This window comes from Aeromonas sp. R4-2 (assembly GCF_040908295.1).
Lineage (GTDB): Bacteria > Pseudomonadota > Gammaproteobacteria > Enterobacterales > Aeromonadaceae > Aeromonas > Aeromonas veronii.
The window spans coordinates 125,581-150,085 of record NZ_JBFODL010000025.1 but is presented as its reverse complement, the minus strand read 5'-3'; the positions used below and the strand labels follow the sequence as shown (position 1 = coordinate 150,085).

The 24,505-nt window shown below is 60.9% G+C and carries 22 protein-coding genes; 13 read left to right on the top strand and 9 right to left on the bottom strand.

The features are described from left to right. Positions 1-30: 30 nt before the first annotated feature. From AB5Y99_RS20155 to AB5Y99_RS20140, 4 genes are all read right to left on the bottom strand, one after another. Entirely contained in the window at positions 31-969 is a 939-nt protein-coding gene (locus AB5Y99_RS20155; RefSeq protein WP_128835084.1) for a sensor domain-containing diguanylate cyclase, read from the bottom strand. Between the two features lie 199 nt (positions 970-1,168). Further along, positions 1,169-1,825: an excalibur calcium-binding domain-containing protein gene (locus AB5Y99_RS20150; RefSeq protein WP_128836583.1), complete on the bottom strand. Its 657-nt coding sequence runs from the start codon at positions 1,823-1,825 to the stop codon at positions 1,169-1,171. Positions 1,826-1,957: 132 nt separating this feature from the next. Beyond that, complete coding sequence (locus tag AB5Y99_RS20145; protein WP_157162096.1) at positions 1,958-2,524, bottom strand: cysteine hydrolase family protein; 567 nt, start codon at positions 2,522-2,524, stop codon at positions 1,958-1,960. A gap of 49 nt (positions 2,525-2,573) precedes the next feature. Continuing rightward, positions 2,574-3,737 carry an FAD-dependent oxidoreductase gene (locus AB5Y99_RS20140; RefSeq protein WP_368210696.1) on the bottom strand — a complete coding sequence of 388 codons (1,164 nt, stop codon included), beginning with the start codon at positions 3,735-3,737 and terminating at the stop codon, positions 2,574-2,576. A gap of 265 nt (positions 3,738-4,002) precedes the next feature. Here AB5Y99_RS20140 and miaB point away from each other — a divergent pair, with 265 nt between their 5' ends. From miaB to lnt, 5 genes are all read left to right on the top strand, one after another. Beyond that, complete coding sequence (gene miaB, locus AB5Y99_RS20135; RefSeq protein WP_005335132.1) at positions 4,003-5,436, top strand: tRNA (N6-isopentenyl adenosine(37)-C2)-methylthiotransferase MiaB; 1,434 nt, start codon at positions 4,003-4,005, stop codon at positions 5,434-5,436. Between the two features lie 54 nt (positions 5,437-5,490). Next, entirely contained in the window at positions 5,491-6,540 is a 1,050-nt protein-coding gene (locus AB5Y99_RS20130; protein ID WP_005362369.1) for a PhoH family protein, read from the top strand. Further along, a complete protein-coding gene (ybeY, locus tag AB5Y99_RS20125) occupies positions 6,537-7,001 on the top strand; it encodes an rRNA maturation RNase YbeY (protein ID WP_005354089.1) in 465 nt (154 codons plus the stop codon). Before AB5Y99_RS20130 ends, ybeY begins: the two co-directional genes overlap by 4 nt. A 95-nt stretch (positions 7,002-7,096) precedes the next feature. Continuing rightward, complete coding sequence (corC, locus tag AB5Y99_RS20120; RefSeq protein WP_005354092.1) at positions 7,097-7,981, top strand: CNNM family magnesium/cobalt transport protein CorC; 885 nt, start codon at positions 7,097-7,099, stop codon at positions 7,979-7,981. A gap of 148 nt (positions 7,982-8,129) precedes the next feature. Continuing rightward, positions 8,130-9,674: an apolipoprotein N-acyltransferase gene (lnt, locus tag AB5Y99_RS20115; RefSeq protein ID WP_323893086.1), complete on the top strand. Its 1,545-nt coding sequence runs from the start codon at positions 8,130-8,132 to the stop codon at positions 9,672-9,674. A gap of 67 nt (positions 9,675-9,741) precedes the next feature. Here the strand turns inward: lnt and AB5Y99_RS20110 are convergent, their stop codons facing one another. From AB5Y99_RS20110 to AB5Y99_RS20100, 3 genes are all read right to left on the bottom strand, one after another. Then, positions 9,742-10,926 (bottom strand): MerR family transcriptional regulator, encoded by a 1,185-nt coding sequence (locus AB5Y99_RS20110; protein ID WP_368210694.1) that lies wholly within the window; start codon positions 10,924-10,926, stop codon positions 9,742-9,744. 169 nt (positions 10,927-11,095) lie between these two features. Continuing rightward, on the bottom strand, positions 11,096-12,826 hold the full coding sequence (gene recJ, locus AB5Y99_RS20105; RefSeq protein ID WP_216978180.1) for a single-stranded-DNA-specific exonuclease RecJ: 1,731 nt from the start codon (positions 12,824-12,826) through the stop codon (positions 11,096-11,098). Beyond that, complete coding sequence (locus AB5Y99_RS20100) at positions 12,792-13,439, bottom strand: disulfide isomerase DsbC N-terminal domain-containing protein (protein WP_236319123.1); 648 nt, start codon at positions 13,437-13,439, stop codon at positions 12,792-12,794. The genes recJ and AB5Y99_RS20100 overlap by 35 nt, the downstream gene beginning before the upstream one ends. A gap of 316 nt (positions 13,440-13,755) precedes the next feature. Between AB5Y99_RS20100 and mscL the strand changes: the two genes are divergently transcribed. Beyond that, positions 13,756-14,166 carry a large-conductance mechanosensitive channel protein MscL gene (gene mscL, locus AB5Y99_RS20095; protein WP_042054731.1) on the top strand — a complete coding sequence of 137 codons (411 nt, stop codon included), beginning with the start codon at positions 13,756-13,758 and terminating at the stop codon, positions 14,164-14,166. 72 nt (positions 14,167-14,238) lie between these two features. Here the strand turns inward: mscL and xerD are convergent, their stop codons facing one another. Next, on the bottom strand, positions 14,239-15,138 hold the full coding sequence (gene xerD / locus AB5Y99_RS20090) for a site-specific tyrosine recombinase XerD (RefSeq protein ID WP_368210691.1): 900 nt from the start codon (positions 15,136-15,138) through the stop codon (positions 14,239-14,241). A 252-nt stretch (positions 15,139-15,390) separates the two neighbouring features. Between xerD and fldB the strand changes: the two genes are divergently transcribed. The 3 genes from fldB (at position 15,391) to AB5Y99_RS20075 (ending at position 18,851) form a co-directional block, all read left to right on the top strand. Next, complete coding sequence (gene fldB / locus AB5Y99_RS20085; protein ID WP_005335151.1) at positions 15,391-15,909, top strand: flavodoxin FldB; 519 nt, start codon at positions 15,391-15,393, stop codon at positions 15,907-15,909. A 201-nt stretch (positions 15,910-16,110) separates the two neighbouring features. Beyond that, the gene (locus AB5Y99_RS20080; protein ID WP_159157480.1) at positions 16,111-17,511 is read left to right on the top strand and encodes a TldD/PmbA family protein; all 1,401 of its coding nucleotides are present in this window, start codon (positions 16,111-16,113) and stop codon (positions 17,509-17,511) included. Beyond that, positions 17,511-18,851 (top strand): TldD/PmbA family protein, encoded by a 1,341-nt coding sequence (locus AB5Y99_RS20075; protein ID WP_159157481.1) that lies wholly within the window; start codon positions 17,511-17,513, stop codon positions 18,849-18,851. The genes AB5Y99_RS20080 and AB5Y99_RS20075 overlap by 1 nt, the downstream gene beginning before the upstream one ends. An 84-nt stretch (positions 18,852-18,935) precedes the next feature. Here the strand turns inward: AB5Y99_RS20075 and AB5Y99_RS20070 are convergent, their stop codons facing one another. After that, a complete protein-coding gene (locus AB5Y99_RS20070) occupies positions 18,936-19,430 on the bottom strand; it encodes a zinc ribbon-containing protein (RefSeq protein ID WP_005335155.1) in 495 nt (164 codons plus the stop codon). Positions 19,431-19,575: 145 nt separating this feature from the next. Between AB5Y99_RS20070 and leuS the strand changes: the two genes are divergently transcribed. From leuS to nadD, 4 genes are all read left to right on the top strand, one after another. Continuing rightward, complete coding sequence (gene leuS, locus AB5Y99_RS20065; protein WP_368210689.1) at positions 19,576-22,152, top strand: leucine--tRNA ligase; 2,577 nt, start codon at positions 19,576-19,578, stop codon at positions 22,150-22,152. A 98-nt stretch (positions 22,153-22,250) separates the two neighbouring features. Continuing rightward, positions 22,251-22,733, top strand: coding sequence for an LPS assembly lipoprotein LptE (gene lptE, locus AB5Y99_RS20060; protein ID WP_005335160.1), 483 nt, complete (start codon positions 22,251-22,253; stop codon positions 22,731-22,733). Continuing rightward, positions 22,733-23,770 carry a DNA polymerase III subunit delta gene (gene holA, locus AB5Y99_RS20055; RefSeq protein ID WP_042054737.1) on the top strand — a complete coding sequence of 346 codons (1,038 nt, stop codon included), beginning with the start codon at positions 22,733-22,735 and terminating at the stop codon, positions 23,768-23,770. Before lptE ends, holA begins: the two co-directional genes overlap by 1 nt. Then, positions 23,764-24,414, top strand: a complete 651-nt coding sequence (gene nadD, locus AB5Y99_RS20050) for a nicotinate-nucleotide adenylyltransferase (protein WP_335832458.1) — start codon at positions 23,764-23,766, stop codon at positions 24,412-24,414. Before holA ends, nadD begins: the two co-directional genes overlap by 7 nt. Positions 24,415-24,505: the final 91 nt, after the last annotated feature.

Sequence of the window (24,505 nt, the reverse complement as noted above, 5' to 3'; positions counted from 1 at the left end):
GCGCATGCAGGACAAAAGCGGCAATGCGGCTCAACAGCTGGCGCAGTGACTACGGTTTTTACCCGCCCCCTTGGCGCAATAAAGCGCCGCATCGGCCGCGGCCAGCAACACCCCTTCTCCCTCCAGCGGTTGCTCTGCCGTGTAGGTTGCAATGCCAATGCTGGCGCTAAGCTGAATATTATTTGCCACCACGATGTCGAGATCGTTGATGGCCTGGCGGATCTCCTCTCCAATCCGCTGGGCCGCATCTCGATCGGTATTGCCGAGGATCAGAGCAAACTCGTCACCACCAAAACGACAGGGCAGATCCGCCGGACGCTGGCAGAAGGATTGCAGAAGATGGCCCACCAGCTGGAGGGAGCCATCCCCCATCTGATGACCAAGATGGTCATTGCACGCCTTGAAGTTATCCAGATCCAGCATGATGAGGGAGAGCGGGGTATGTTCACGCATGCTGCGCCGCCACTCGTTATGCAAAAAGCTGTTGAACAGCCGCCGATTGGCCAGTCCGGTCAGGGGATCATGTTGGGAGAGGCTGGCAACTTCCAGCTCCAGCAGCTTGCGCTCGGTGATATTGATATGGGCGATGGAAAAATACTCGGCATCAAGCCCGGGTACCGGCGCTACTCGCATCATAAACCAGCGCTGGGTGTCGGGGCTGTGGCAGGGGTATTCCAGATAGAACTTATCCTGCTGATGACGGATAACCCGGAGGATCCCCTCAACGGCAGCCAATCCCGAGGGCTCGGCTTCATCGTCACAAGCCCCCATGTAATTGACTCCGAGCCAGTTATATCCCTTGGGCATGCCGTTTTGTTCACCAAACAGCTCCCAGGCGAGATTGGTGTAATGAATCACCCCATCCCGGTCTATCACCGATATCTGGTCTTCCAGCGAATCCAGCAGCGCAGCCAGATAATGAGCCCGCTCGGAGAAGTGACTTCGCGGCCTCTGTATATCATCCACCATGATGGCCATCCTGTGGCAAAAGTGGCATACCGCCATCTATTAACAATTAAGTTAGCAGATAGAGTAAAGCACCCAATTTCCACTTGGCCAACTGAGACCCAATTTCACCATCGAACAACATCCGGCAAGGTTTCAGGCCAGTTTCCCTGTTCCGGATAACAAGAGCACATCATGAGCATATGTATTTGATAAGTCACATTTAATGACCACACCACTGATTTTCGCAGGGGATGCCATCGCCCTCTCCGTCCATTTTGGTGTTCAGGCAGTTTTGTAAAAACCAGGTTGCCTCCTCGCAGGAGGTCATCTGGGAACAATGCTGCCGACCATCACACTGGCGAATAAAGGTCGTTGCCTGTGGCGTGCTGACCTCCTCCTGATTGAAAGAGGAGACCGGCAATGGCGCCATCGACTCGGCCGAGAAACGGGAATAGATGGAAAAGAGGCCGACGAGCACCAGCAGGGGGATCAATTTGCCACTCCAGCTGCTCTTGCGACGTCGATAGGGGTTACTTCGCTCTCTGGTCGAGGTGGGTCGTGGCGGCTGACTTGCCGCCCGAAATGATGGTGCCGCTGATGATGCGGACGAAGGCACGGCATCCGCCAACGTGAGCGGGCGATCGGGGAAAAAGACCTGTAACGCCCTCGGTTTGCCATCCTGGCCACTGCCGATCAGATAGGTGACACGCTCCCCCGGCTCGGGCACGCGGCCATCTGATTGCAGCGCCGTAACGTGCACAAACAGCCCTGCACTGCGTGCTCCATTGATTGCCTGCTCGGCGCCATTTTGCTCCGGTGTAATAAATCCAAAGCCGCGCGCCTCGTTCCAGCTCGCGATCCGTCCCTGATAACGCATCTGTCCATCCTTGTTGTTATCCATGTGAGCACTATCTTGCCCGACAATCATGTTGCCCAAAAGCACTGCGGCCCGACAGGGAGCCGCTGAGTCAATCTCAACACGGTGCTCGGGTGCTGCCTGCGTTAAGGATCAAGCCAGCCGGGACACCTTGATGATCTCGGCGATGCGACCCAGCATCCGCAGCGAGGTGTGATGCTCGGTAGCATCTGCGGCGGCGCAGGCATCCTCCAGAATGGTGATGGCGTAGTCGCGATCGTGGCCATCCCGCGTTGCCGCCTGAATGGCCCAGCTGGTGCTCACCCCGCACAGATAGAGGTGGTCGATGTGGTTGGCCCGCAGCGCAGGCTCCAGCGCCGTGCCATAGAAGGGGCTGACCCTGGGCTTGGCCAACACCAGATCACCGGGTTGCACATCCAGATCCGGGTGAAAGTCGGTGCCTGGGTCGGTAAGCGAGAGCGCACCCTGCTGGTGAGCGCGACCAAACATGGGGGAGCCTTTGGGTTGCAGCTGATAGCCGCCGTCAAAGCCCACCTTGATCAGCACCACCAGCCAGCCGTGGGCGCGGGCATGGGCCAGCGCCTGATTGGCATGCGCAATGGCATCCTGCTCCACCACGTGGGCTGCGGAGGCGGCAATGCGCCCGTCGGGATGGGCAATATCGTTGATAAAATCGATCACCAGCAGTGCCTTGTTCATCACCTTTGCTCCTTCGCGAATTCAGCCCGTATTACCTGGTTTCTACCTGTCAAACCAGCCCCAGTGCATAGCGCAGCGCCATCTCCTTGAGCGGGCCCGCCTTGTCCGCCAGATTGAGAGCAAGATTGCGGGCCAGCTTGAGGGGGCCAATCTCGTTGCTGAATACCCCGTAGAAGAGATCCATTCCCGACTGCATCAACAGGTTGTCGGGGCGACGGCGTCGCTCGTAACGCTCGGCCAACGCCGGCTGATGCCAGTCGGCGCCAGCTCCTTGCAGCAGATCAGCCCAGCAGGCCACATCCTTGAAGCCGAGGTTGACCCCCTGCCCCGCCAGTGGGTTGATGGTGTGGGCAGCATCGCCAAGCAGCACCACCCGACCGACGTGATAGTCGTTGGCGTGGCGGCGCACCAGCGGGAAGCTCCCCTTGCCGGTGACGGTAAATCCGCCGAGGCGGCTTGGGAAGTGGCGGCGCACTTCGGCGGCAAGCCCTTCGTTGCTCATGGCCGCCAGCGCGCGGATACGGGCCGGGTTGTCATACCACACCAGGGAGCCGTGCTGACCGGGCAGTGGCAGGAAGGCGCGCGGGCCGCTCGGGGTGAACTGCTGCCAGGTGATATCTTCCTGCGCAAAGTCAGTGTCGATATTGATCAGCATGCAGTGCTGGCGGTACTCGAAGCGCGATACGCCGATACCGGCCAGCTTGCGGGTGTGGGATTCGGCACCGTCGCAGGCCAGCACCCAGCGGGCCGCCAGCTCGGTGCCGTCGTCCAGAGTCAGCACAGCTTCATCTGTACTCTGGCACAGGCTGGTCACCGCCGCCGGGGTGTGGGTCTGGATGGTGGGAAAATCCTCCATCCGTTTGAGCAGGGCGAGCTGCACCAGCCGGTTTTCGATGATGTAGCCGAGCTGGGGCAGACCGAGATCGGCGGAATTGAAGCGGGTGGCAAAACCGTCCAGCTCCCAGGTCTCCAGCCGGCGGTAGGGGCAGAGCCGCATCTGCAGCAGATGGTGCCAGGCACCGGCCTGCTCCAGCAGCGCCACCGAGGCCTGACTGATGGCGGAGACCCGCAGATCCAGCGGCTGCTCCGGCGCGTAATGCTCCGGCAGTTGGGTCTCGATGACCCGCACCGAGAGACCCTGGGCCGCCAGCAGACAGGCGGTGGCGGCGCCCACCATGCCAGCGCCGACGATGGCGATATCACACTGTTCCATACATTTATTCCTGAAAGGGTGCGTCCGGCGACAGCGCCCGGACGTGAACCGGATGGCAGCATGATAGCGCAAGGGCGGCTGATAAACAGTGAGACAAACGGGGAATTGCTGCGTCAAATCAAGGAGAAAGCTTATTGAGCTTGCTGGCAACAGGTATCGGGTGAGCACCATTGCCAGCTGGATATTAGCTAGGCAGTATCCAGATTGCGGAGTAAAATGCGCGGTCCTTTGACCATGCCGATTTCAAAACAAGTCAAGAGAAGCAATGAGCAAGAAACTTCACATTAAAACCTGGGGTTGCCAGATGAACGAGTATGACTCGTCCAAAATGGCCGACCTGTTGGATGCCAGCAATGGCTACACCCTTACCGAAGAGCCCGAAGAGGCAGATGTCTTGCTGCTGAATACCTGCTCCATCCGCGAAAAGGCGCAGGAGAAGGTGTTCCACCAGCTGGGACGCTGGAAAAAGCTCAAGGCTAACAAGCCCGGTCTGGTGATCGGCGTGGGTGGCTGCGTTGCCTCTCAGGAGGGCGATGCCATCCGCCAGCGCGCTCCCTATGTGGATATCGTGTTCGGCCCGCAGACCCTGCATCGCCTGCCCGCCATGATCAAGGAAGTGCAAGAGGGCCGTGGTGCCCAGGTTGATATCGCCTTCCCCGAGATCGAAAAATTCGACAGCCTGCCCGAACCGCGCGCCGAAGGGGCTACCGCGTTCGTCTCCATCATGGAAGGCTGCTCCAAATACTGTACTTACTGCGTGGTGCCCTACACCCGCGGTGAAGAGGTGAGCCGACCGCTGGACGACGTGCTCTACGAAATCGCCCAGCTCGCCCAGCAGGGCGTGCGCGAAGTGAACCTGCTCGGTCAGAACGTCAACGCTTACCGCGGCCCGACCTTTGATGGCGGCATCTGCACCTTCGCCGAGCTGCTGCGTCTGGTGGCCGCCATCGACGGTATCGATCGCATTCGCTACACCACCAGCCACCCGATCGAGTTCACCGACGACATCATCGAAGTCTACAAAGACACCCCGGAAGTGGTCAGCTTCCTGCACCTGCCGGTGCAGAGCGGCTCTGATCGCATCCTGACCATGATGAAGCGCCCGCACACCATCCTGGAGTACAAATCCAAGATCCGTCGCCTGCGTGCCGCCCGTCCCGACATCACCATCAGCTCCGACTTCATCGTTGGCTTCCCGAACGAGACGGACGAAGACTTTGAAGCGACCATGAAGCTGATCGAGGATGTGGGTTTCGACATGAGCTTCAGCTTCATTTTCAGCCCGCGCCCGGGCACCCCGGCCGCCGACATGCCCGACGATGTCGACATGGAAGTGAAGAAAGCCCGTCTGGCCCGCCTGCAGCATGTCATCAACAACCAGGCGATGCAGATTGGCCGTGCCATGCTGGGCACCACCCAGCGCATCCTGGTGGAAGGGCCCTCCAAGCTCGACCCGATGCAGCTGTGTGGTCGCACCGAGAACAACCGGGTGGTCAACTTCGAAGGCCAGCACACCCTGATCGGCGGCTTTGCCGACGTGGAGATCACCGAGGTACGTCCCAACTCCCTGCGCGGCAAGTTCATCCGCGGCGAGAGCGAGATGAACCTGCGGATCGCCACCGCACCGAGCGAAATCCTGGCCCGTCGCCCGGATAACGTACCGGACGAGCTGGGCGTTGCCGCCTTCACTCCCCATTAATCCCCTCCTCCCCATTCGCCCGGCGGATGGGGAGCGCCTTGAGACGAGGATATTTTGAGCCGACACATCTCGACCCTGAATCTGCATCTGGAGCCCGCCGACAACCAGCGCCTTGCCAGCCTGTGCGGCCCCTTCGATGACAACATCAAGCAGCTGGAGCGCCGCCTCGGCGTCGAGATCAGCTACCGTGACAGCCACTTCCAGTTGGTGGGCAAACCGGCCCAGCTGGATGCCGCCGCCGTCATCCTCAAGCACCTCTATGTGGAAACCCAGCCCCTCAAGGGTGGCAAGGTGACCGATATCACTCCCGATATGGTCCATCTGGCCATTCAGGAGTCTCGGGTGCTGGAGCAGGATGACGAACCGGCGCCGAGCATCCCCTATGGCAAGGAGGTGACGGTCAAGACCAAGCGCGGTCTCATCAAGCCACGCAGCCCAAATCAGGCCCAGTACATCGCCAATATCGTGCGCCACGATATCTGCTTCGGCATAGGCCCGGCCGGTACCGGCAAGACCTATCTGGCGGTCGCAGCGGCAGTAGATGCGCTGGAGCGTCAGGAAATTCGCCGCATTCTGCTGACCCGCCCAGCGGTGGAAGCAGGCGAGAAGCTAGGCTTCCTGCCTGGGGATCTCTCCCAGAAGGTGGATCCTTACCTGCGCCCGCTCTACGACGCCCTGTTCGAGATGCTGGGCTTTGAGCGGGTCGAGAAGCTGATGGAGCGCAACATCATCGAGGTGGCGCCGCTCGCCTATATGCGCGGAAGAACCCTCAATGACGCCTTTATCATTCTCGATGAGGCCCAGAACACCACCACCGAGCAGATGAAGATGTTCCTCACCCGGATCGGCTTCAACTCCAAGGCCGTGGTCACCGGCGACATCACCCAGGTAGACCTGCCGCGCAACGCCAAATCCGGCCTGCGCCACGCGCTGGAAGTGCTGCCAGGGGTCGATGGTCTGTCGTTCAACTTCTTCGAATCCAAAGACGTGGTGCGCCACCCGGTGGTGGCCCGTATCGTGCAGGCTTATGAGGCATTCGATGCCAAACAGGCAGCCGAGAAGGTTGCCGGCCAAACAAACGCCAGCAAAGAGAGTGAGCAATGAGCGTAACCCTGGATCTGCAGCTGGCCAGTGCCAGCACTGACGGCCTGCCCACCGAAGCCCAGTTGCAAGGCTGGCTCGACGGCACCATTCTCGGCTTCCAGCAGGAGGCAGAAGTGACGGTGCGTATCGTCGACGAGGCGGAGAGCAACGAACTCAACCTCACCTATCGCGGCAAGGACAAGCCCACCAACGTGCTCTCCTTCCCGTTCGAGGCGCCACCCGGTCTGGAGCTGCCGCTGCTCGGCGATCTGGTGATCTGCCGTCAGGTGGTAGAGCGCGAGGCCGAGGAGCAGGGCAAGCCCCTGATGGCCCACTGGGCCCACATGGTTGTGCACGGCAGTCTGCATCTGCTAGGTTATGACCATATCGAGGATGAGGAAGCCGAAGAGATGGAAGCGCTTGAGCGCGACATCATGCAGGAGCTCGGTTTTGCCGATCCTTATCTGAACGACGAAGAGTAAAACGCCGGACGGTCATCGACTTGAAACAGCAGATGGCCATCCTTATATAACCCGAACTATTTCAAGTGTGTTCATACGAGTAACCAAGAGAGAAAATGACCGACGATCACCCTAGTACCGGCTCGCCGAAGAAAACCTGGCTCGACAAACTCAGCCAACTCTTCCAGGGCGAGCCAAAAGACCGCAATGATTTGGTAGACGTGATAGCCGATGCCGAAGAGCGCGACCTCATCGATCAGGACACCAAGGACATGATCGAGGGGGTGCTGGAGATCGCCGATCTTCGCGTGCGCGATATCATGATCCCCCGCTCCCAGATGGTGACCATCGAGAAATCCCAACCGGTGGATGCAATCCTGCCGGTGATCATCGAGTCCGGTCACTCCCGCTTCCCGGTGATCAACGAGGACAAGGACCATGTGGAGGGCATTCTGCTCGCCAAGGATCTGCTCCCCTTCGGGTTTGGCGGCCATCACGCCAGCGAGCCGCTGCAGCTCGAGAAAATCTTGCGCCCCACGGTGATCGTGCCGGAAAGCAAACGGGTTGACCGTCTGCTCAAGGAATTCCGTGAAGAGCGCTACCACATGGCCATTGTGGTCGACGAATTTGGTGGCGTCTCCGGTCTGGTGACCATCGAAGACATACTGGAACTGATCGTTGGCGAGATCGACGACGAGTTTGACGACATCGAGGATGAGCCGGACGAAATCCGCCGCCTCAGCAAGCGGGTCTTCTCCATCAGCGCCCTGACCGAGATCGAGGATTTCAACGACTTCTTCGGCACCAAATTCAGCGATGAAGAGGTGGATACGGTGGGTGGTCTGGTAATGCACGCCTTCAGCCACCTGCCCAAGAAGGGCGAGGAGATCGAGCTGGACGGCTACCTGTTCAAGGTGATGCATGCCGACCGGCGCCGTCTGCAGCAACTGCAGGTGAAGATCCCCGAGCACCACGCGGCGGCGCAATCCGAGCCGCAATAAGCAGATCCGCTCGATGTGTGAAACAACGCCCCGACCTCGGGGCGTTGTGCTCTCTGCCACCGGCATCGAGGCTCGCCGTTGCCCCGCTTACAGGTTAAGATACCGGCCATTCGACCCCAGTTGCACACCAAGACGAGCACCATCGCCCGTGAGATTATCCCCTGTTACTTCCAAAATTCTGTTAAGCCTCAGTGCATTGGCCTCTGGTGCCATCGCCGTGCTGGCCTTCTCCCCCTTCGGCTACTGGCCGCTGGTGATCCCCTCCCTGCTTGGCCTCTACGCCCTGCTGGACAAAGCCACGCCGAAACAGGCCGCCTGGCGCGGTTTTGGCTACGCCATGGGACTCTTTTTGCCGGGACTATGGTGGATCCATGTCAGCATGACCGAGTTTGGCGGCATCCCGCTGCCGGTCGCCTTCGTGCTGCTAGCCGGGCTCTCCGCCTATCTGGCACTCTACCCGACGCTCGCCTGCTGGGTCTTTGCCCGCTTCTTTGGCGGCCGTCACTGGAGCCGCTGGCTGCTCGCCTTCCCGGCCCTCTGGTTGGTCGCTGACTGGCTGCGCGGCTGGGTGATGACCGGCTTCCCCTGGCTCTGGTTTGGTTACAGCCAGATCGACGGCCCCCTCAAGGGCTTTGCCCCCATTCTCGGGGTGCAGGGCATCACCCTCGCCCTGTTGCTGTCCGCCTCCGCTATCTGGCTGGTGTGGAAGTCCCGCTCCCCGCTCTGGCTGGCGGTGCCTGCCCTGCTGGTGGCCGGTGCCCACGGTCTGATGCAGCTCAACTGGGTGACCCGTGGCGAGCCGGTCAAGGTGGCACTGGTGCAGGGCAATATCGCCCAATCCCTCAAATGGGATCCGGAGGCGCTGGCCCCCACGGTGCGCACCTATCAGGACTTGAGCCGCGAGAATCAGGATGCTGACATCATCATCTGGCCGGAGTCGGCGATCCCGGCCATCGAGAAGGCGATGGGCCCCTATCTGGAGAATCTGGACAAGGCGATGAAGGTGAACGATACCGGCCTGCTGGCCGGGATCATTCACTACGACGAGCAGCAACAGCGCTTCTACAATACCGTGCTCGGCATGGGGGTGCAGGATGCGGATGGCAAGGAGTCCTACTTCTACAACCACTCCAACCGCTACAACAAGTACCACCTGCTGCCCATCGGCGAGTTCGTGCCGTTTGAAGATCTGTTGCGCCCCATCGCCCCCTTCTTCAACCTGCCGATGTCCTCTTTCAGCCGAGGTGACGAAGTACAGACAAACCTGATCGCCAAGGGGCTCAAGTTTGCCGCCGCCATCTGCTACGAGATCATCTTCCCGGAAGAGGTGCGCCGCAACGTCAATACCGATACCGACTTCCTGCTGACCGTCTCCAACGACGCCTGGTTCGGCACCAGCATCGGCCCTTGGCAACATATGGAGATCGCCCGGATGCGCGCGCTGGAGCTAGCTCGTCCGCTGCTACGGGATACCAATACCGGCATCACCATCGTTACCGAGATCGATGGCAGCATCATCGGCCAGATCCCGCAGTTTGAAGCGGGCGTGCTGCGCAGCGAGGTGCGTCCCGCCCACGGTGAGACCCCCTATATGCGCTTTGGCAGCTGGCCCCTCTACGGTCTGACCGTGCTGCTGCTGGGTCTGGCGCTGGCGCTGCGCCCCAAGGCTCACCCCTGGGCCCGCGAGCTGTAATGGCCATCCACCATCCCTGATAAACAACGAGGCGCCCGCAGGCGCCTCGTTTTTTTACGACAGCTAATCACGCATCTTTTTGCAGGCAGCAGATCACATAGCCGTAACTGCCCAGATATTGGCGGTGGATGGCCACTTCCCGGCTCAAGTCCTGCCAGGCGGCACTCTCCCCCAGCTCGTCACGATAGCGCTCCAGATTGACCTCGATGGGATCCAGATAGTTGTTCCAGGCGCTCATCGGCAAGGGGGTGTGTGACAGGCAGCGGTAGCCTGCCGCTTGTACCGTCTCAAGCAGGCCCGCCAGCGTCTGCATGGCGGGATAATCCTGCTGCCAGAATGCCAACGCCGCCTCTGGCGGGTTATCGGTCAGCCAGACCACATCACTGAGCACGATGCAAGCCTGTGGGCTCGCGAGCAGTGGACGCCACGCCTTCAGTGCATTGGCAACCCCCATCACGTAAGCGCTCCCCTCTGCCCAGATGAGGTCGGCCGGGACCAGATCGTCCGGCAGTGCCGCCATGTTGGCGCAGAGGGTGGAGACATGCTCAAAGCCCGCAGCACGGGCAGAGTGCGCCACGGCGGCCAGCGCCTCCTCTTCCAGATCGATGGCCACAATGGCGGCATCGGTCACCTGAGCCAGCGCCATGGTCGAGGCACCGCGCCCGCAGCCCATGTCGAGGATACGGCGCGGCCGGATGGGCAAGGCGGCAAACTGCTGCTGGGTGAAGGCGCGATCCCCCGGCCCCCAGTAACTCATGCCATCCAGCAGCTGGATAAAGTCCTTGATGTAACGCTCATGTTCATTCATGTCTTTGCTCAACCATTGCAAGTGGTAGCGATCTTTCTCGCTAAAACCCTGTTTCATCACCCAAGCGAAGTAGGCCTCCGGTGCCTCGCGCTGCAGTTGCAGCTGCCAGGCCTTGAATTCCTCACCGGAGCGCGGGCGCAGCCCTGCCAGATCCGCCAACAGATCCCGGGCGCGCTGCATCCGCGCCAGCTCCTCATCCAGCTCCCTGACCCGGGCCAGCAATGCCGCCTGATCTATCTCGCCAGCCAGACAGGCGAGGCACTGCTTGAGGCTGAGGCCACCTGCCTGCAGGGCCTGAACCATCTGCAGTCGCTGCAGATCCCCCTCGTCATAGTGGCGATAGCCGTTGGCGGCCCGGGTACCGGTAATCACCCCCAGCTTCTCGTAATAGAGCAGGGTGGAGCGGGCGAGGCCGCAGCGGCGGGCCAGTTCGGATATTTTCATGGCAATCACTCACGGTGCGGGCCCTCAGGTGACCCGATAGAGACGAGCTTAAACTGTAAAGCTATAGACAGGTCAACGCCCTTTTCCAGAGATCTGCCAACAAAAACGGCCACCCGAGGGTGGCCGTTTTTGTTGGCGCTATCTGCGATAAAGCAGCGATGCTCCCAGCTCAGAGACCGGCTGCCTCCAGATGCTCCACCAGCAGCTGCACGCTGCGGTTGCCGCGCCACTCGTTGACATCGAGCCGGTAGACAAGCCGCACCCGCTTCACCGAGGCATCGGGCCAGCGCTTGAGATCGACGCCGAAGGCGATGGCATCCACCGCGTGACCAGAATCGGTTGTCAGCATCATCTTGAGGTGCTTCTCCCCCACCAGCCGCTGCTGCACCAGCACGAATTCGCCGTCAAACAGCGGCTCGGGGAAGGCCTGACCCCAGGGGCCGGAGGCGCGAATCAGCTCTGCCAGCTCGAGAGTGAGCTCGTCCGGCAGCAGCTCGCCATCGGTGAGCAGCACCCCGGTCAAGAGCTCCGGTGTCACCAGCTCGCTGATGACTGCCTCAAAGGCCCGACCGAACGCCTCGATGTTGGCCTTGGGCAGGGTCAGCCCCGCCGCCATGGCGTGGCCGCCAAACTTGCCCATCAGCCCCGGATGGCGGGTATCGAGCAGTTCCAGTGCATCGCGCAGGTGCACGCCGGGGATGGAGCGGCCGGAGCCCTTGAGCTCGGTCTCGCTGCTCTCGGCAAAGGCAATGACCGGGCGGTAGTACTTCTCCTTCACCTTGGAGGCTACCAGCCCCACCACCCCCTGATGCCACTCGTTGCGGTGCAGCACTATGCCCGACGGCACCTCGCCATCGCGAAAACGGATCTGCTCCAGAGTGGCGAGGGCCTCCTGTTGCATCCCCTGCTCGATCTCCTTGCGCTCCTGATTGAGGCTGTCCATCTCGGCCGCAAGCTGGCGCGCCAAATTGAGATCATCGCAGAGCAGACAGGCAACCCCGAGGGACATATCATCGAGACGGCCCACCGCGTTGAGGCGCGGCCCCAGCGCAAAGCCGAGGTCGGCGGCGGTGAGGCGGCGACCATCGCGGCCCGACACATCCACCAGCGCCTGAATGCCGGGGCGACAGCGCCCGGCCCGGATCCGCTGCAAGCCCTGATGGACCAGAATACGGTTGTTGCCATCGAGCGCCACCACATCGGCGACCGTGCCTAGGGCCACCAGATCGAGGTAATCCGCCACATTGGGGGCGCGCAACCCTTGCCGTTCGTACCAGCCGAGCTGACGCAGATGGGTGTTGAGGGCCGCCATCAGATAGAAGGCCACCCCCACCCCGGCCAGCGACTTGGAGGGGAAATCGCAACCATGCTGGTTCGGGTTGACGATGGCATCGGCGTCAGGCAGCTCCTGACCCGGTAAATGGTGATCGGTAACCAGTACCTGCATGCCCGCCGCCTTGGCTGCCGCCACCCCGGCGATGCTGGAGATGCCGTTATCCACCGTGATAAGAAACTCGGCGCCACGGGCCACCGCCAGCTCGACAATTTCGGGGGTAAGGCCGTAGCCAAACTCGAAGCGGTTGGGCACCAGAAAATCGATGTGGCGACCGCCCATGGCGCGCAGGGCCAGCACACACAGGGCCGAACTGGTGGCACCATCGCAGTCGAAGTCGCCGACAATCAGGATCCGTTTCTGGGCAGTCAGAGCCTCCGCCAGCAGCGGCACCGCCTGCTCCATGCCATAGAGGCGCTGGGGCGGCAACAGCTGGCTGGCACTGCGCTCCAGCAGGGCGGGATCCTCTACGCCACGGCTGGCGAAGATTTGGCGAAGCAGGGGATGCAAAGTGGCAGGCAGATGGGAATCATCAACTCGCGGACGACGACGGATTTGCAGGGACATCAATATGATCCAGTATCTTGAGCAGCTGTTCGGGGCTCTGATACCCGCGCACCAGATCCCCATCGGAGGAGACCCAGGCCGGCAGTACCTTGACCCCCAACCATTGGCTCAGGCCAATATTTTGGATAAGGGTCTCACTACATGCCGTTTGAGGCAAATAGGCTTTTAACGGATCATTTTGCAGTAGGGGATCGCTGCACCAGTCGGCGGCCCGTTCGGCGTGATCAATCACCGGATAGAGTGCCACGCTCACCCCGGATGCCTGCAGGTGTTGCAAGGTGCCGGAGAGCTGACGGCGCTTTGCGTCCTGCTCGCCGAGAAACAGCGCAACCCGGTGACGCTCATCACGGGCCTTGAGCACGACGGGGACATGAGCCACCTGCGCCAGACCAAGTCGGCGCTGCTCGCGCATACCCGAGATGGTCAGGTTCTTCATGTCGCGGGTCATATCCAGCATGACCCCCTGCACCACATAATCCCCTTTGGCATCGCTGTAGAGCACCCCCTGTGAGGTGCCCAGCATATACAACCCCGCGATCGGGGTCGGTTCAACCAGATAGACGGGGACCCCCAGCCGGGCTGTGATGGTCTGTTTCAAGGCTTGGGTATCCATCCCCGCTCTGGCAGCAAATGTGCACAAAAGCATCATTCCCAGTAGTAAATACTTCACTTGTTTACTCACGTGGTATGAATGAATCGACCCAGCAAACTACAGCAGCACAGCTCATCATTCAACCAGCTACTTACCAAAAAATTAATATCACTTTGTACCAAAAAAATGGTTCCCCCCGATTGCCAAGGACTCATAACGCCCGCAAGCTAGTCAGGACGACAGGAACAACGCGGCTTCGCCTCTGTTTTTCCTGACAAGAGTTCGCCCTTTGGCAAGGGTAATCAACGCGCTATCTTGTTTAATTTCGGAGGAAATAATGAGTCTGATTCAAGAGTTCAAAGCCTTTGCCGCACGCGGCAACGTTATCGATATGGCGGTCGGTATCATCATTGGTGCCGCCTTCGGCAAAATTGTCTCCTCTTTTGTCGGTGACGTGATCATGCCGCCCATCGGCCTGATCCTGGGCGGCGTGGACTTCAGCGACCTGGCGGTCACCCTGAAGGCCGCAGAAGGTACAACACCCGCCGTGGTCATCGCCTATGGCAAGTTCATCCAGACCATCATCGACTTTCTGATCATCTCCTTCGCCATCTTCATGGGACTGAAGGCCATCAACACCCTCAAGAAGAAGCAGGAAGAGGAAGCCGCCGCCCCGGCAGGCCCGACCAAGGATCAGGAGCTGCTGACCGAGATCCGTGATCTGCTGAAATCCCAGCAAGGGAAATAAGCGCTATCTCCTGTCGTGTAGAGATAAAAAAACCGCCTGCTGGCGGTTTTTTGTTTTTGGGAGGCCAGCCACTCAGGCTCTGGGGTGGTGCTCCCCGTGCAGCACCTTGAGTCGCTCGTTGGCCACATGGGTGTAGATCTGGGTGGTGGAGAGATCCGCATGGCCCAGCAGCATCTGTACCACTCGCAGGTCGGCGCCGTGGTTGAGCAGATGGGTGGCAAAGGCGTGGCGCAAGGTATGGGGGGAGAGCTCGCCGTTAATCCCGGCCCGCAGGGCATAGAGCTTGATGCGGTGCCAGAAGGTCTGGCGGGTCATCATGCGCGCCTGCTTGGAGGGAAACACCACATCCGAGCTGGTGCCCCCCAGCAGCAGGGTGCGGGCCTCCCGGTAGTAACGCTCCAGCCAGTGCATCGCCTCCTCGCCCATCGGCACCAGCCGCTCCTTGTTGCCCTTGCCCACTACGCGCACCAAGCCCTGACGCAAACTGACATGCTCGGCAGTGAGCCCCACCAACTCGGAAACCCGCAAGCCGGTGGCGTAGAGCAGCTCCAGCATCGCCTTGTCCCGCAGCTCCAGCGGGTCATCCACCAGCGGCGCACTCAGCAGAGCTTCCACTTCCGTTTCGCTTAAATCTGAGGGGAGTTTTTTCGGCAGCTTGGGCCCCTCCAGCAGCACGGTCGGATCGTCGCTGCGCAGCTTCTCGCGGTTGAGATACTGGTAAAAGCGGCGCAGGGTCGACAGAAAGCGGGCAGTGCTGCTGGCCGCAAACTGGTGATCCACCCGCCAGGCGAGGTAGTGCTGGATCTCGTCCATCCCCGCCAGCAGCAGCGAGCTCCCCTGCTCGTCGAGCCAGAGGGAGAACTTCTCCAGGTCGCTGCGATAGGAGCTGACCGTGTTGTCAGACAATCCCCGCTCCAGCCAGAGGGCGTCGAGAAAGGGTTCAATCAGGGGATGGGGGTCGGGTTTGCTCATGGTGCGCTGCAATCAGGGGATCGATGGCCCATTGTAACGCGCCAACTCCTTGGAAAGACAAGGCACTTTCATTGGAAAGATAAGGCACGTTTGCCCCCCCCCCCTTGCCGGGCGGTGAAGGTCGAATGGCAATCTGCTAGACTGGCGCCCTCCCCTTACGTTACCCATCGTGTTGCCAACATGGCGCAGCCCACACGAGCATGCGAGAACGCGCCAAAAGCAAGCGAGAAAGCGCCAACAGAGAGAAGAGCGATGAAGATTGGTCTGTTTTACGGTTCCACCACCTGCTACACCGAGATGGCTGCCGAGAAGATCCGCGCCCTCATCGGCCCCGAGCTGGTGGATATTCACAATATCAAGGATGTCTCCCTGCGCCGGATGGAGGATTACGAGATCCTGATCCTCGGCATCTCCACCTGGGATTTTGGCGAACTGCAGGAGGACTGGGAGTCCCGCTGGGAAGATATCGCCGATCTCCATCTGGAGGGACGCATAGTGGCCCTGTTTGGCCTCGGCGATCAGCTCGGTTATGGCGAATGGTTCCAGGACGCCCTCGGCATGCTGCACGATCAGCTGGTGCCAAAAGGGGTCAAGCTGGTGGGCTACTGGCCCAACGAAGGGTACGAATTCGATGCCTCCAAGGCACTGATCGACGATGGCCGTCACTTCGTCGGGCTGGCGCTGGACGATGCCAATCAGTATGACCAGACCGATCCGCGCATCGAGCAGTGGGTCGAACAGATCCTGAGCGAAATCCACGCCCTGCTCTGATCTTTTTCACTCATCTCAAGGCGGCCACTCCCTGTGGATGTGGCCGCCCGGGCGCAGTTATCGCACCGATTTTCTCAATCGGTATCATCGCATGACGCTATAGCGACTTTTTTGTGCTGGTCTGCAACAATGGACTCGACATCCCATAACAATCAGAGCCGGATGTCGGAAGCAAACGGACAGACCAGAAAAGGATATTCTATGACCCCATTCTCCCTGTTGGCCCCCGCCATCGCCCGTGACGTGCTCGATCACGCGCTGGCGCTGGGTGCCGATTTCGCCGAGCTGTTTGTGGAGCGCAAGCGCCGCAGCCAGCTCAGCCTGCTCTCCAGCCAGATAGAGAACATCAGCGGTGGCCTCGATTTTGGCATCGGCGTGCGCCTCTGTTACGGCCACAAGGTGCTCTACGGCTACACCAACCAAGCCAGCCGCGACGAGCTGCTGCGCATCGTCACCCTGCTGGCGGCCAAAGACCGCCGCGACCCCGTGGTGACAGCCACCGCCTTCGATTTCACCCGCCTGAGCGATCGCAACCCGGTGGCGCTGCCGCTCTCGGCAGACAAGCTGCTGGAGCAGAAGATCGCCTATCTGCACGCCATGGATGCGGCGGCCCGCGCCGAGAGCAGCAAGGTGAGCCAGTTCTCCGGCAACGTGCTGGGCTGGGAGCAGGAGGTGGAGATCTTCAACAGCGAAGGAGTGCAAGTGGCCGATCGCCGCCACTACAACCGCATCATGGCCCAGACCATCGCCATGGAAGGGAGCGAGCAGAGCGTCGGTTACGAGGCCCCCGGCGCCCTGATGGGCTGGGAGCATGCCGATCGCATCGATCCGCGCGAGCTGGCCCTCACCGCCACCCGTCAGGCACTGGTGAAACTGGGCGCGGCTCCCTGCCCGAGCGGCACCCTGCCGGTCATCATGGAGAACGGCTTTGGCGGCGTCATCTTCCACGAGGCGTGCGGTCATCTGCTGGAGACCACCTCGGTGGCCAAGAAGGCGTCGGTATTCCACGACAAGATGGGCCAGCTCATCGCCAATCCGGTGGTCAATGCGGTGGACGAGGGACTGCAAGGCAACGCCTGGGGCTCCATCAACGTCGATGACGAGGGGATGGCGACCCAGCATACCCAGCTCATCAAGGACGGCGTTCTGACCGGCTTTCTGGTGGACAGAATGGGCGCCCTCAAGACGGGTTACGCCCGCACCGGCTCCGGGCGGCGCGAATCCTACAAGTACGCCCCCACCTCGCGCATGCGCAACACCTATATCGAACCGGGCAACCACAGCCTCGACGATATGCTGGCCACGGTGGAGCACGGCATCTACGCCAAGAAGATGGGGGGCGGCTCGGTACAGCCCGGCACCGGTGAATTCAACTTCAATGTGCAGGAGGCCTACCTCATCGAGCACGGCAAAATCACCAAGCCGCTCAAGTCAGCCACCCTTATCGGCACCGGCCCGCAGGTGCTCAAAGAGATCTCCATGGTGGGCCGCAATCTGGCGCTGGCCGCCGGTATGTGCGGCTCTGTCTCGGGCTCGGTCCCCACCTCGGTGGGCCAGCCGGCCCTCAAAGTGGACAATATTCTGGTGGGAGGGAACGCCTGATGAGCCAGCTCGACATGAACCAACTGCTCACCCGCCTGCTCGACAAGGTGGCCGACCTCAACGCCGAGGCAGACATCATCGCCAATCAGGAGAAGGCCTTCTCCCTCAAGGCAGACAAGGGCGAGCTGGGTGAATACAAGGTCACCAGCAGCCAGCAACTCGGTATTCGCCTGATAAAAGAGGGTCGGGTCGGCATCGCCTACTCGGAATCCCTCGATGAGCTGGCGCTGGATGCCATGCTGCAGGATGCGCTCGATGCCAGCCGCTTTGCCAAGGTGGATGCGGATCAGCGCATCTCGGTGGCCAATAGCCGTATCACCACAGATTGCGCCGAGATCAATCAGCCTGATACCACGCCGGTTGAGGAGAAGATCGCTCTGGCCCTGCGCCTGGAATCTGACATGCTGGCCATGCCCGATGTGAGCGGCGCCCCCTACAACAGCTTCTTCGAAGGTGAGAGCCAGCTCTGGCTCGCCAACAGTCAGGGCACCCTCTGTCAGCACGGCGAGTTCAGCGTCGGCTGCTACAGCTCGGCGCTGGTGGAACGGGATGGCCGCCAGTCGATGCACTCGCAGGGGCAGTATGGCCGTCGCTTCGACGAGCTGGATAGTCAGGCCCTGATCGAGCAGATCTACGCCATCGCCGATGGTCTGCTGCCCGGTGAAGCGGTGCCGAGCGGTCGCTACAGCGTCATCTTCAGTACCAACTGCTTCGCCAGCCTGTTTGGCTGCTTTCAGGGCGTGCTGTCGGGCAAGTGGGCCCAGCAGGGGATCAACCCCTGGCGCAGCAAGGTCGGCCAGAGCGTGGCGTCACGCTGGCTCACTCTGGAAAGCCGGGTCTATATGCCTGGCGGCATGAACATCAAGGCGTTTGATGGCGAGGGGGCGGCCAGCTCGGATCTGCTGCTGATTGGCGAAGGGGAGCTGAAGACCCTGCTCCACAACAGCGCCACGGCCCGCCACTTTGGCGTCGCCAGCAACGGCTCGGCCGCTCGCGGTGCCCGCAGCGCCCTCGATGTGACCGCTCGCCATCTGGTGTTTGGCGCGGGCCCCCACTGCGAAACGGAAGTGCAGAGCGGCGACTATCTGGAGCTGGTCAAGCTGGATGGCCTGCATTCGGGTGCCGATGCGGTGAGCGGCGACTTCTCCTTTGGCGCGTCAGGGTTCCTCTGCCGCGATGGGGTGCGACTGCAGCCGGTGCGCGGCATCACGGTAGCAGGCAACTTCTACCGCCTGCTGGGCGAGCTGGAAGCGGTCGGTGACACCCTGCACCACAACGATGGCAAGGGCTTCTACGCCCCGCTTATCCGTTTTGGTGGCCTCTCCGTCGCAGGCAAGTAAACGTCCCGACGAAACCTGCAAGTAAGAAAAAGGCGCCTGATGGCGCCTTTTTGCTCGTTATCTCGTCCGCCTTGATGGCATGACTCAGGGCGAGAGCGGCTCGCGATGATACTCGGCGCAGCCGCACTCGGGGCAAGTATCGAGCTGTTGTGGGTGTAGCACGGTATGGCGCCAGCCACACTGGTCGCACACCATGACCCCGAGCCCCACCCAGTCACCCGCTTCGTAAACACCCTTATGCTCCAGCTCGTCGGCCAGCTCCCGCCACTCCACCTGGGCGCGGTCGGTCACATCCGCCAGCCAGGACCAGGCGGTGTCTTTGAGGGCCAGCATAAAGGCAGACTCTTCCACCTGCGCACTATCGTCATGGCGCCCCTCGTCATAGTTGCCCAGATCCCGCTTCACGTACTCGGCGATGAGCGCCAGTTCGTCCTGAGTCAGGTCGCTGGCAGCCTCCAGATAGGCCTGCACCTTGGCAATCATCCGGTTGAGGCGCTCCCCCTGGAACTCTTCAGTCTCTTGCCACTGTTTTTGCAGCTCGGCAATGAAGGCTTCGTACCCTTTTTGACGTTTGTCCATGGCTCTAACTCCTCTACTAAACCCTGATCTGGCCCGGCTTAAGGCCCAAGGGACGCTGGCGGTTGTTGCCGCCGCAGGATATGGGTATTCTATTGCGATTTCCCAGCTGATTTATCTATTCATTTCACAGATCCGGATGTCACCAATGCAAGAGCAATACGTTCCCCAATCAATCGAACCAGCAGTGCAAAAGCACTGGGATGCCAAGAAAACCTTCAAGGCCGTGGAGAAGGTAGACAAGGAGAAGTTCTACTGCCTGTCCATGTTCCCCTATCCGTCTGGTCGACTACACATGGGGCACGTTCGTAACTACACCATAGGTGATGTGATCTCCCGTTATCAACGCCTCAATGGCAAGAACGTGCTGCAACCCATAGGTTGGGATGCATTCGGTCTGCCGGCCGAGAACGCCGCGATCAAAAACAATACCGCACCGGCGCCCTGGACCTACGAAAACATCGAATACATGAAGAACCAGCTGAAGATGCTGGGTCTGGGTTATGACTGGGATCGTGAAGTCGCCACCTGCAAACCGGATTACTACCGCTGGGAGCAGTGGTTCTTCACCAAGCTCTACGAAAAGGGTCTGGTCTACAAAAAGACCTCCTCCGTCAACTGGTGCCCGAACGACATGACAGTGCTGGCCAACGAGCAGGTAGTCGACAACTGCTGCTGGCGCTGTGACACCCCGGTCGAGCAGAAAGAGATCCCCCAGTGGTTCATCAAGATCACCGACTACGCCGAAGAGCTGCTCAACGACATCGACAATCTGGAAGGCTGGCCGGAGATGGTCAAGACCATGCAGCGCAACTGGATTGGCCGCTCCGAAGGGGTCAACATCAGCTTCAATATCGAGGGTCAGGCTGAACAGCTGGAGGTCTACACCACCCGTCCGGACACCTTCATGGGCGTCACCTACGTCGGTATCGCCGCCGGTCACCCGCTGGCGCTGCAAGCAGCCCAGAACAACCCGGAGCTGGCAGCCTTCATCGAAGAGTGCAAGAACACCAAGGTCGCCGAAGCAGAACTGGCCACCATGGAGAAGAAGGGCATGGCCACCGGCCTCTATGCCATTCACCCGCTGGATGGCCGCAAGGTACCGGTCTGGGTCGCCAACTTCGTGCTGATGAACTACGGCACCGGCGCCGTGATGGCAGTTCCGGCCCACGATCAGCGTGACTTCGAATTCGCCACCAAATATGGCCTCGACATCAAGGCGGTCATCAAGCCGGTTGATGGCGACGTCGACGTGAGCGAAGCCGCTTACACCGAGAAGGGCGTGCTGTTCAACTCCGGCGAGTTCGACGGTCTCGACTTCCAGGGCGCCTTCGATGCCATCGCCAGCAAGCTGGAAGGGCTCGGCAAGGGCAAGCGCACCGTCAATTACCGCCTGCGTGACTGGGGTGTCTCTCGTCAGCGCTACTGGGGTGCCCCCATCCCGATGCTGACCCTGGCTGACGGCACCGTAGTGCCGACGCCGGAAGATCAGCTGCCGGTACTGCTGCCGGAAGATGTGGTGATGGACGGTATCCAGAGCCCAATCAAGGCTGACGCCGAGTGGGCCAAGACCACTTACAACGGTCAGGAAGCGTTCCGCGAGACCGATACCTTCGACACCTTTATGGAGTCCTCCTGGTACTACGCGCGCTACTGCTCCCCGGACTACGACAAGGGCATGCTGGATCCGGCTGCTGCCAACCACTGGCTGCCGGTGGATCAGTACATCGGCGGTATCGAACACGCCTGTATGCACCTGCTCTATGCCCGCTTCTTCCACAAGCTGCTGCGTGACGCAGGCCTCGTGAACAGCGATGAGCCGTTCAAGCGTCTGCTCTGCCAGGGCATGGTGCTGGCCGACGCCTTCTACTACAAAGACGAGAAGGGCGGCAACGTCTGGGTCAGCCCAACCGACGTCAAGGTAGAGCGTGACGAGAAGGGTCGCATCACCAAGGCCATCGACAACGAAGGTCGTGAGGTAATGCACTCCGGCATGACCAAGATGTCCAAGTCCAAGAACAACGGCATCGACCCGCAGCTGATGGTCGAGCGTTACGGCGCCGATACCGTCCGTCTGTTCATGATGTTCGCCTCTCCGGCCGAGATGACACTGGAGTGGTCCGACTCCGGCGTAGAGGGGGCCCAGCGCTTCCTGCGTCGCCTGTGGCGCGTCACCTTCGAGCACGTTTCCGGTGGCGCCGTTGCCGCACTCGATGTAGCTGCTCTCACCAACGAGCAGAAAGCGGTACGCCGTGAACTGCACAAGACCATCGCCAAGGTGAGCGATGACGTGGGTCGCCGTCAGACCTTCAACACCGCCATCGCCGCCATCATGGAGCTGATGAACAATCTCTCCAAGCTGGGCAGCGACGAGCAGGACCGCGCCCTGATGCAGGAAGCGCTGGAAGCTGTGGTAGTCATGCTCTACCCCATCACTCCGCACATCGGCTTCGAGCTGTGGAAGATGCTGGGCAAGGGCGACGACATCGATCACGCAGCCTGGCCAGTGGCCGATGAAGCGGCCATGGTCGAGACCGAGAAGCTGGTGGTGGTGCAGATCAACGGCAAGATGCGCGGCAAGCTGACCGTACCGGCCGAGATCAGCCAAGCCGACGTCGAGAAGCTGGCGATGGCTGATGCCTCCGTGCAGAAGTTCACCGACGGTCTGACCGTGCGCAAGGTGATCTATGTACCTGGCAAGCTGCTCAATATTGTCGCTAACTGATCGGTTGCCAACTGATCATTGCCAATCTGTGACAGCAAACGGATGATAACGGCGGGCCCTGCGCCCGCCGCTTTCCCTTAATGCAAAGAGGATTTTCTATGGGCACCATCTTCACCCGCTGGATGGCCATCGTGCTGGCTGGTCTGCTGCTGCAAGGCTGCGGCTTTCACATGCGCGGCAACGGCATTCCGAGCGAGCTGATGACCATGAAGGTCGTGGGCGACAACAAGAGCGACTTCTACCGGATGGTTACCACCCGTCTGAAGGCCTCTGGCGTGACCCTGGCCGACAAGGAGGGCATTCCGGTGCTCACTCTGGGCGGTGTAGGCAGCACCAGTCAGGTCGCCTCGGTCAACGCGCTGGGGACGGACACCGAATATGTGCTGGGCTTTGGTACCCAGTTCACCATCTCGGTACCGGGCAAGCCGACTCAGGTCTTCCCCATCAACTTCAACCGCAGCTTCCTCAACAAGCCGGATGCAGCGCTCGCCTCCTCCCGTGAGCAGGAGCAGCTCAACCGCGAGATGCAGGAGCAGGCGGCCAATCAGGTGATCCGGCAGTTGAGTCAGGTCAGCTTCTGATGCGGATTTACCCGGAACAATTTGGTGACCACCTCAAAGCAGGGCTTCGGCCCTGCTATCTCGTTTTTGGCGACGAGCCCCTGTTGCGACTGGAGGCCATCGATGCCATCCGTCAGGTCGCCCGCAAGCAGGGTTTCGATGAGCGCCACACCTTCGTGGTGGAACAGGGGCTGGACTGGAATCAGGTCTACGATGCCTGTCAAGCCATGAGCCTCTTCTCCGCCCGCCAGATCATCGAGCTGGAGCTGCCCGCCAAGGTGGACAAGGATCTTGCTGCCCGTATCAGCGAAATCGGCAAACAGCTTCATCCCGACCTGCTGCTGGTGCTGAGTGGAGGTCGCCTCAACCAGACCCAGATGAAGGCAGCCTGGTTCGACAAGCTCTACCAGATTGGCACCTATGTACCGGTCAACCATCCGGAGCCCAAGTTCTTCCCGCGCTGGATGAGCGCCCGCTTTGCGCGTTTCGGCCTCAAGGCGCTGCCGGATGCCATCAACTTCATGTGCCACTCCTACGAGGGCAACCTGCTGGCCGCCAGCCAGGAGATCGAGAAGCTGACCCTGCTCTCGCCGCCCCAGCCCATCAGCGTCACCTATCTGCAAGAGACCATTATCCGCCACGCCCACTTCACCCCGTTCCAGCTGGTCGATACCCTGCTGGAGGGCAAGGTGAACCGGGCCCAGCGCATTCTGGCCGCCCTGCGGGCCGAAGGTACCGAGCCGGGGATGCTGGCCTGGACCCTTTGCCGCGAGCTGGAGCAGCTGACCGAACTCTCGCTGGCGATGCGCAACGGCCAGCCGCTGGGGGAGCACTTCAGCCGCCTGCGCATCTGGCAGAGCCGCCAGCAGCTCATTCAGCAAGCACTGACCCGCCTGCCATTTGCCAAGTTACAGCAACTGTGGCAACTGATGGCCCAGCTGGACGATGCCCAGCGCCGCTTCGATACCGAACAGGCCTGGCTGATGCTGCAGACCATTGCCCTCGGCTTTCGTGATGGCACCCCGCTGCCGCTGGTGATGGAGAGCAGCCCGTGCTGAAGGCGCCCATTGGCCTGCTGGGGGGCACGTTCGATCCTATCCATATCGGCCATCTGCGCCCGGCCATCGAGGCGCGCGATGCCCTCGGGCTGGCCGAGATGCGGCTGATCCCGAACCATATCCCGCCCCACCGTGCCAATCCGTTCTGCTCCAGCGAACAGCGCCTTGCCATGGTCAAACTGGCGGCGGCGGAGAACCACCACTTTGTGGTAGATGAGCGTGAGCTGAGACGGGACAAGCCCTCTTACACCATCGATACCCTGATCGAGCTGCGTCGTGAACTGCCCGAGACGCCGCTCTGTTTTCTGATGGGGATGGATTCCCTGCTGAGCCTGCCAAGCTGGCACCGCTGGCAGGAGCTGCTCGACTATGCCCATCTGGTGGTGAGCGTGCGGCCGGGCTGGCAACCGGATTATCCGGCCGGGGTGGCGCAGCTGCTGGCGCGCCATCACACCGCGGATGCCAACGCGCTGCATCAGCGTCTGGCCGGTCATATCTGGCTGGCGGACAACCAGCCCATCGAACTGTCAGCCACCCGACTGCGGGCCTTGCTGGATGGGGGGCAAGACACCCGCTACCTCTTGCCCGAGTCGGTTGCGCACTATATTGATCAACAGGGGCTCTACCGCGCCAACCGCCGCTAGCCCCTGTCGTAATCCCGCCCCACCCGATGGGAAACGGGAGTGACCATGATATAATCCGCCGCCCTGACGCAAACGCTGCGCGCCGGAATAC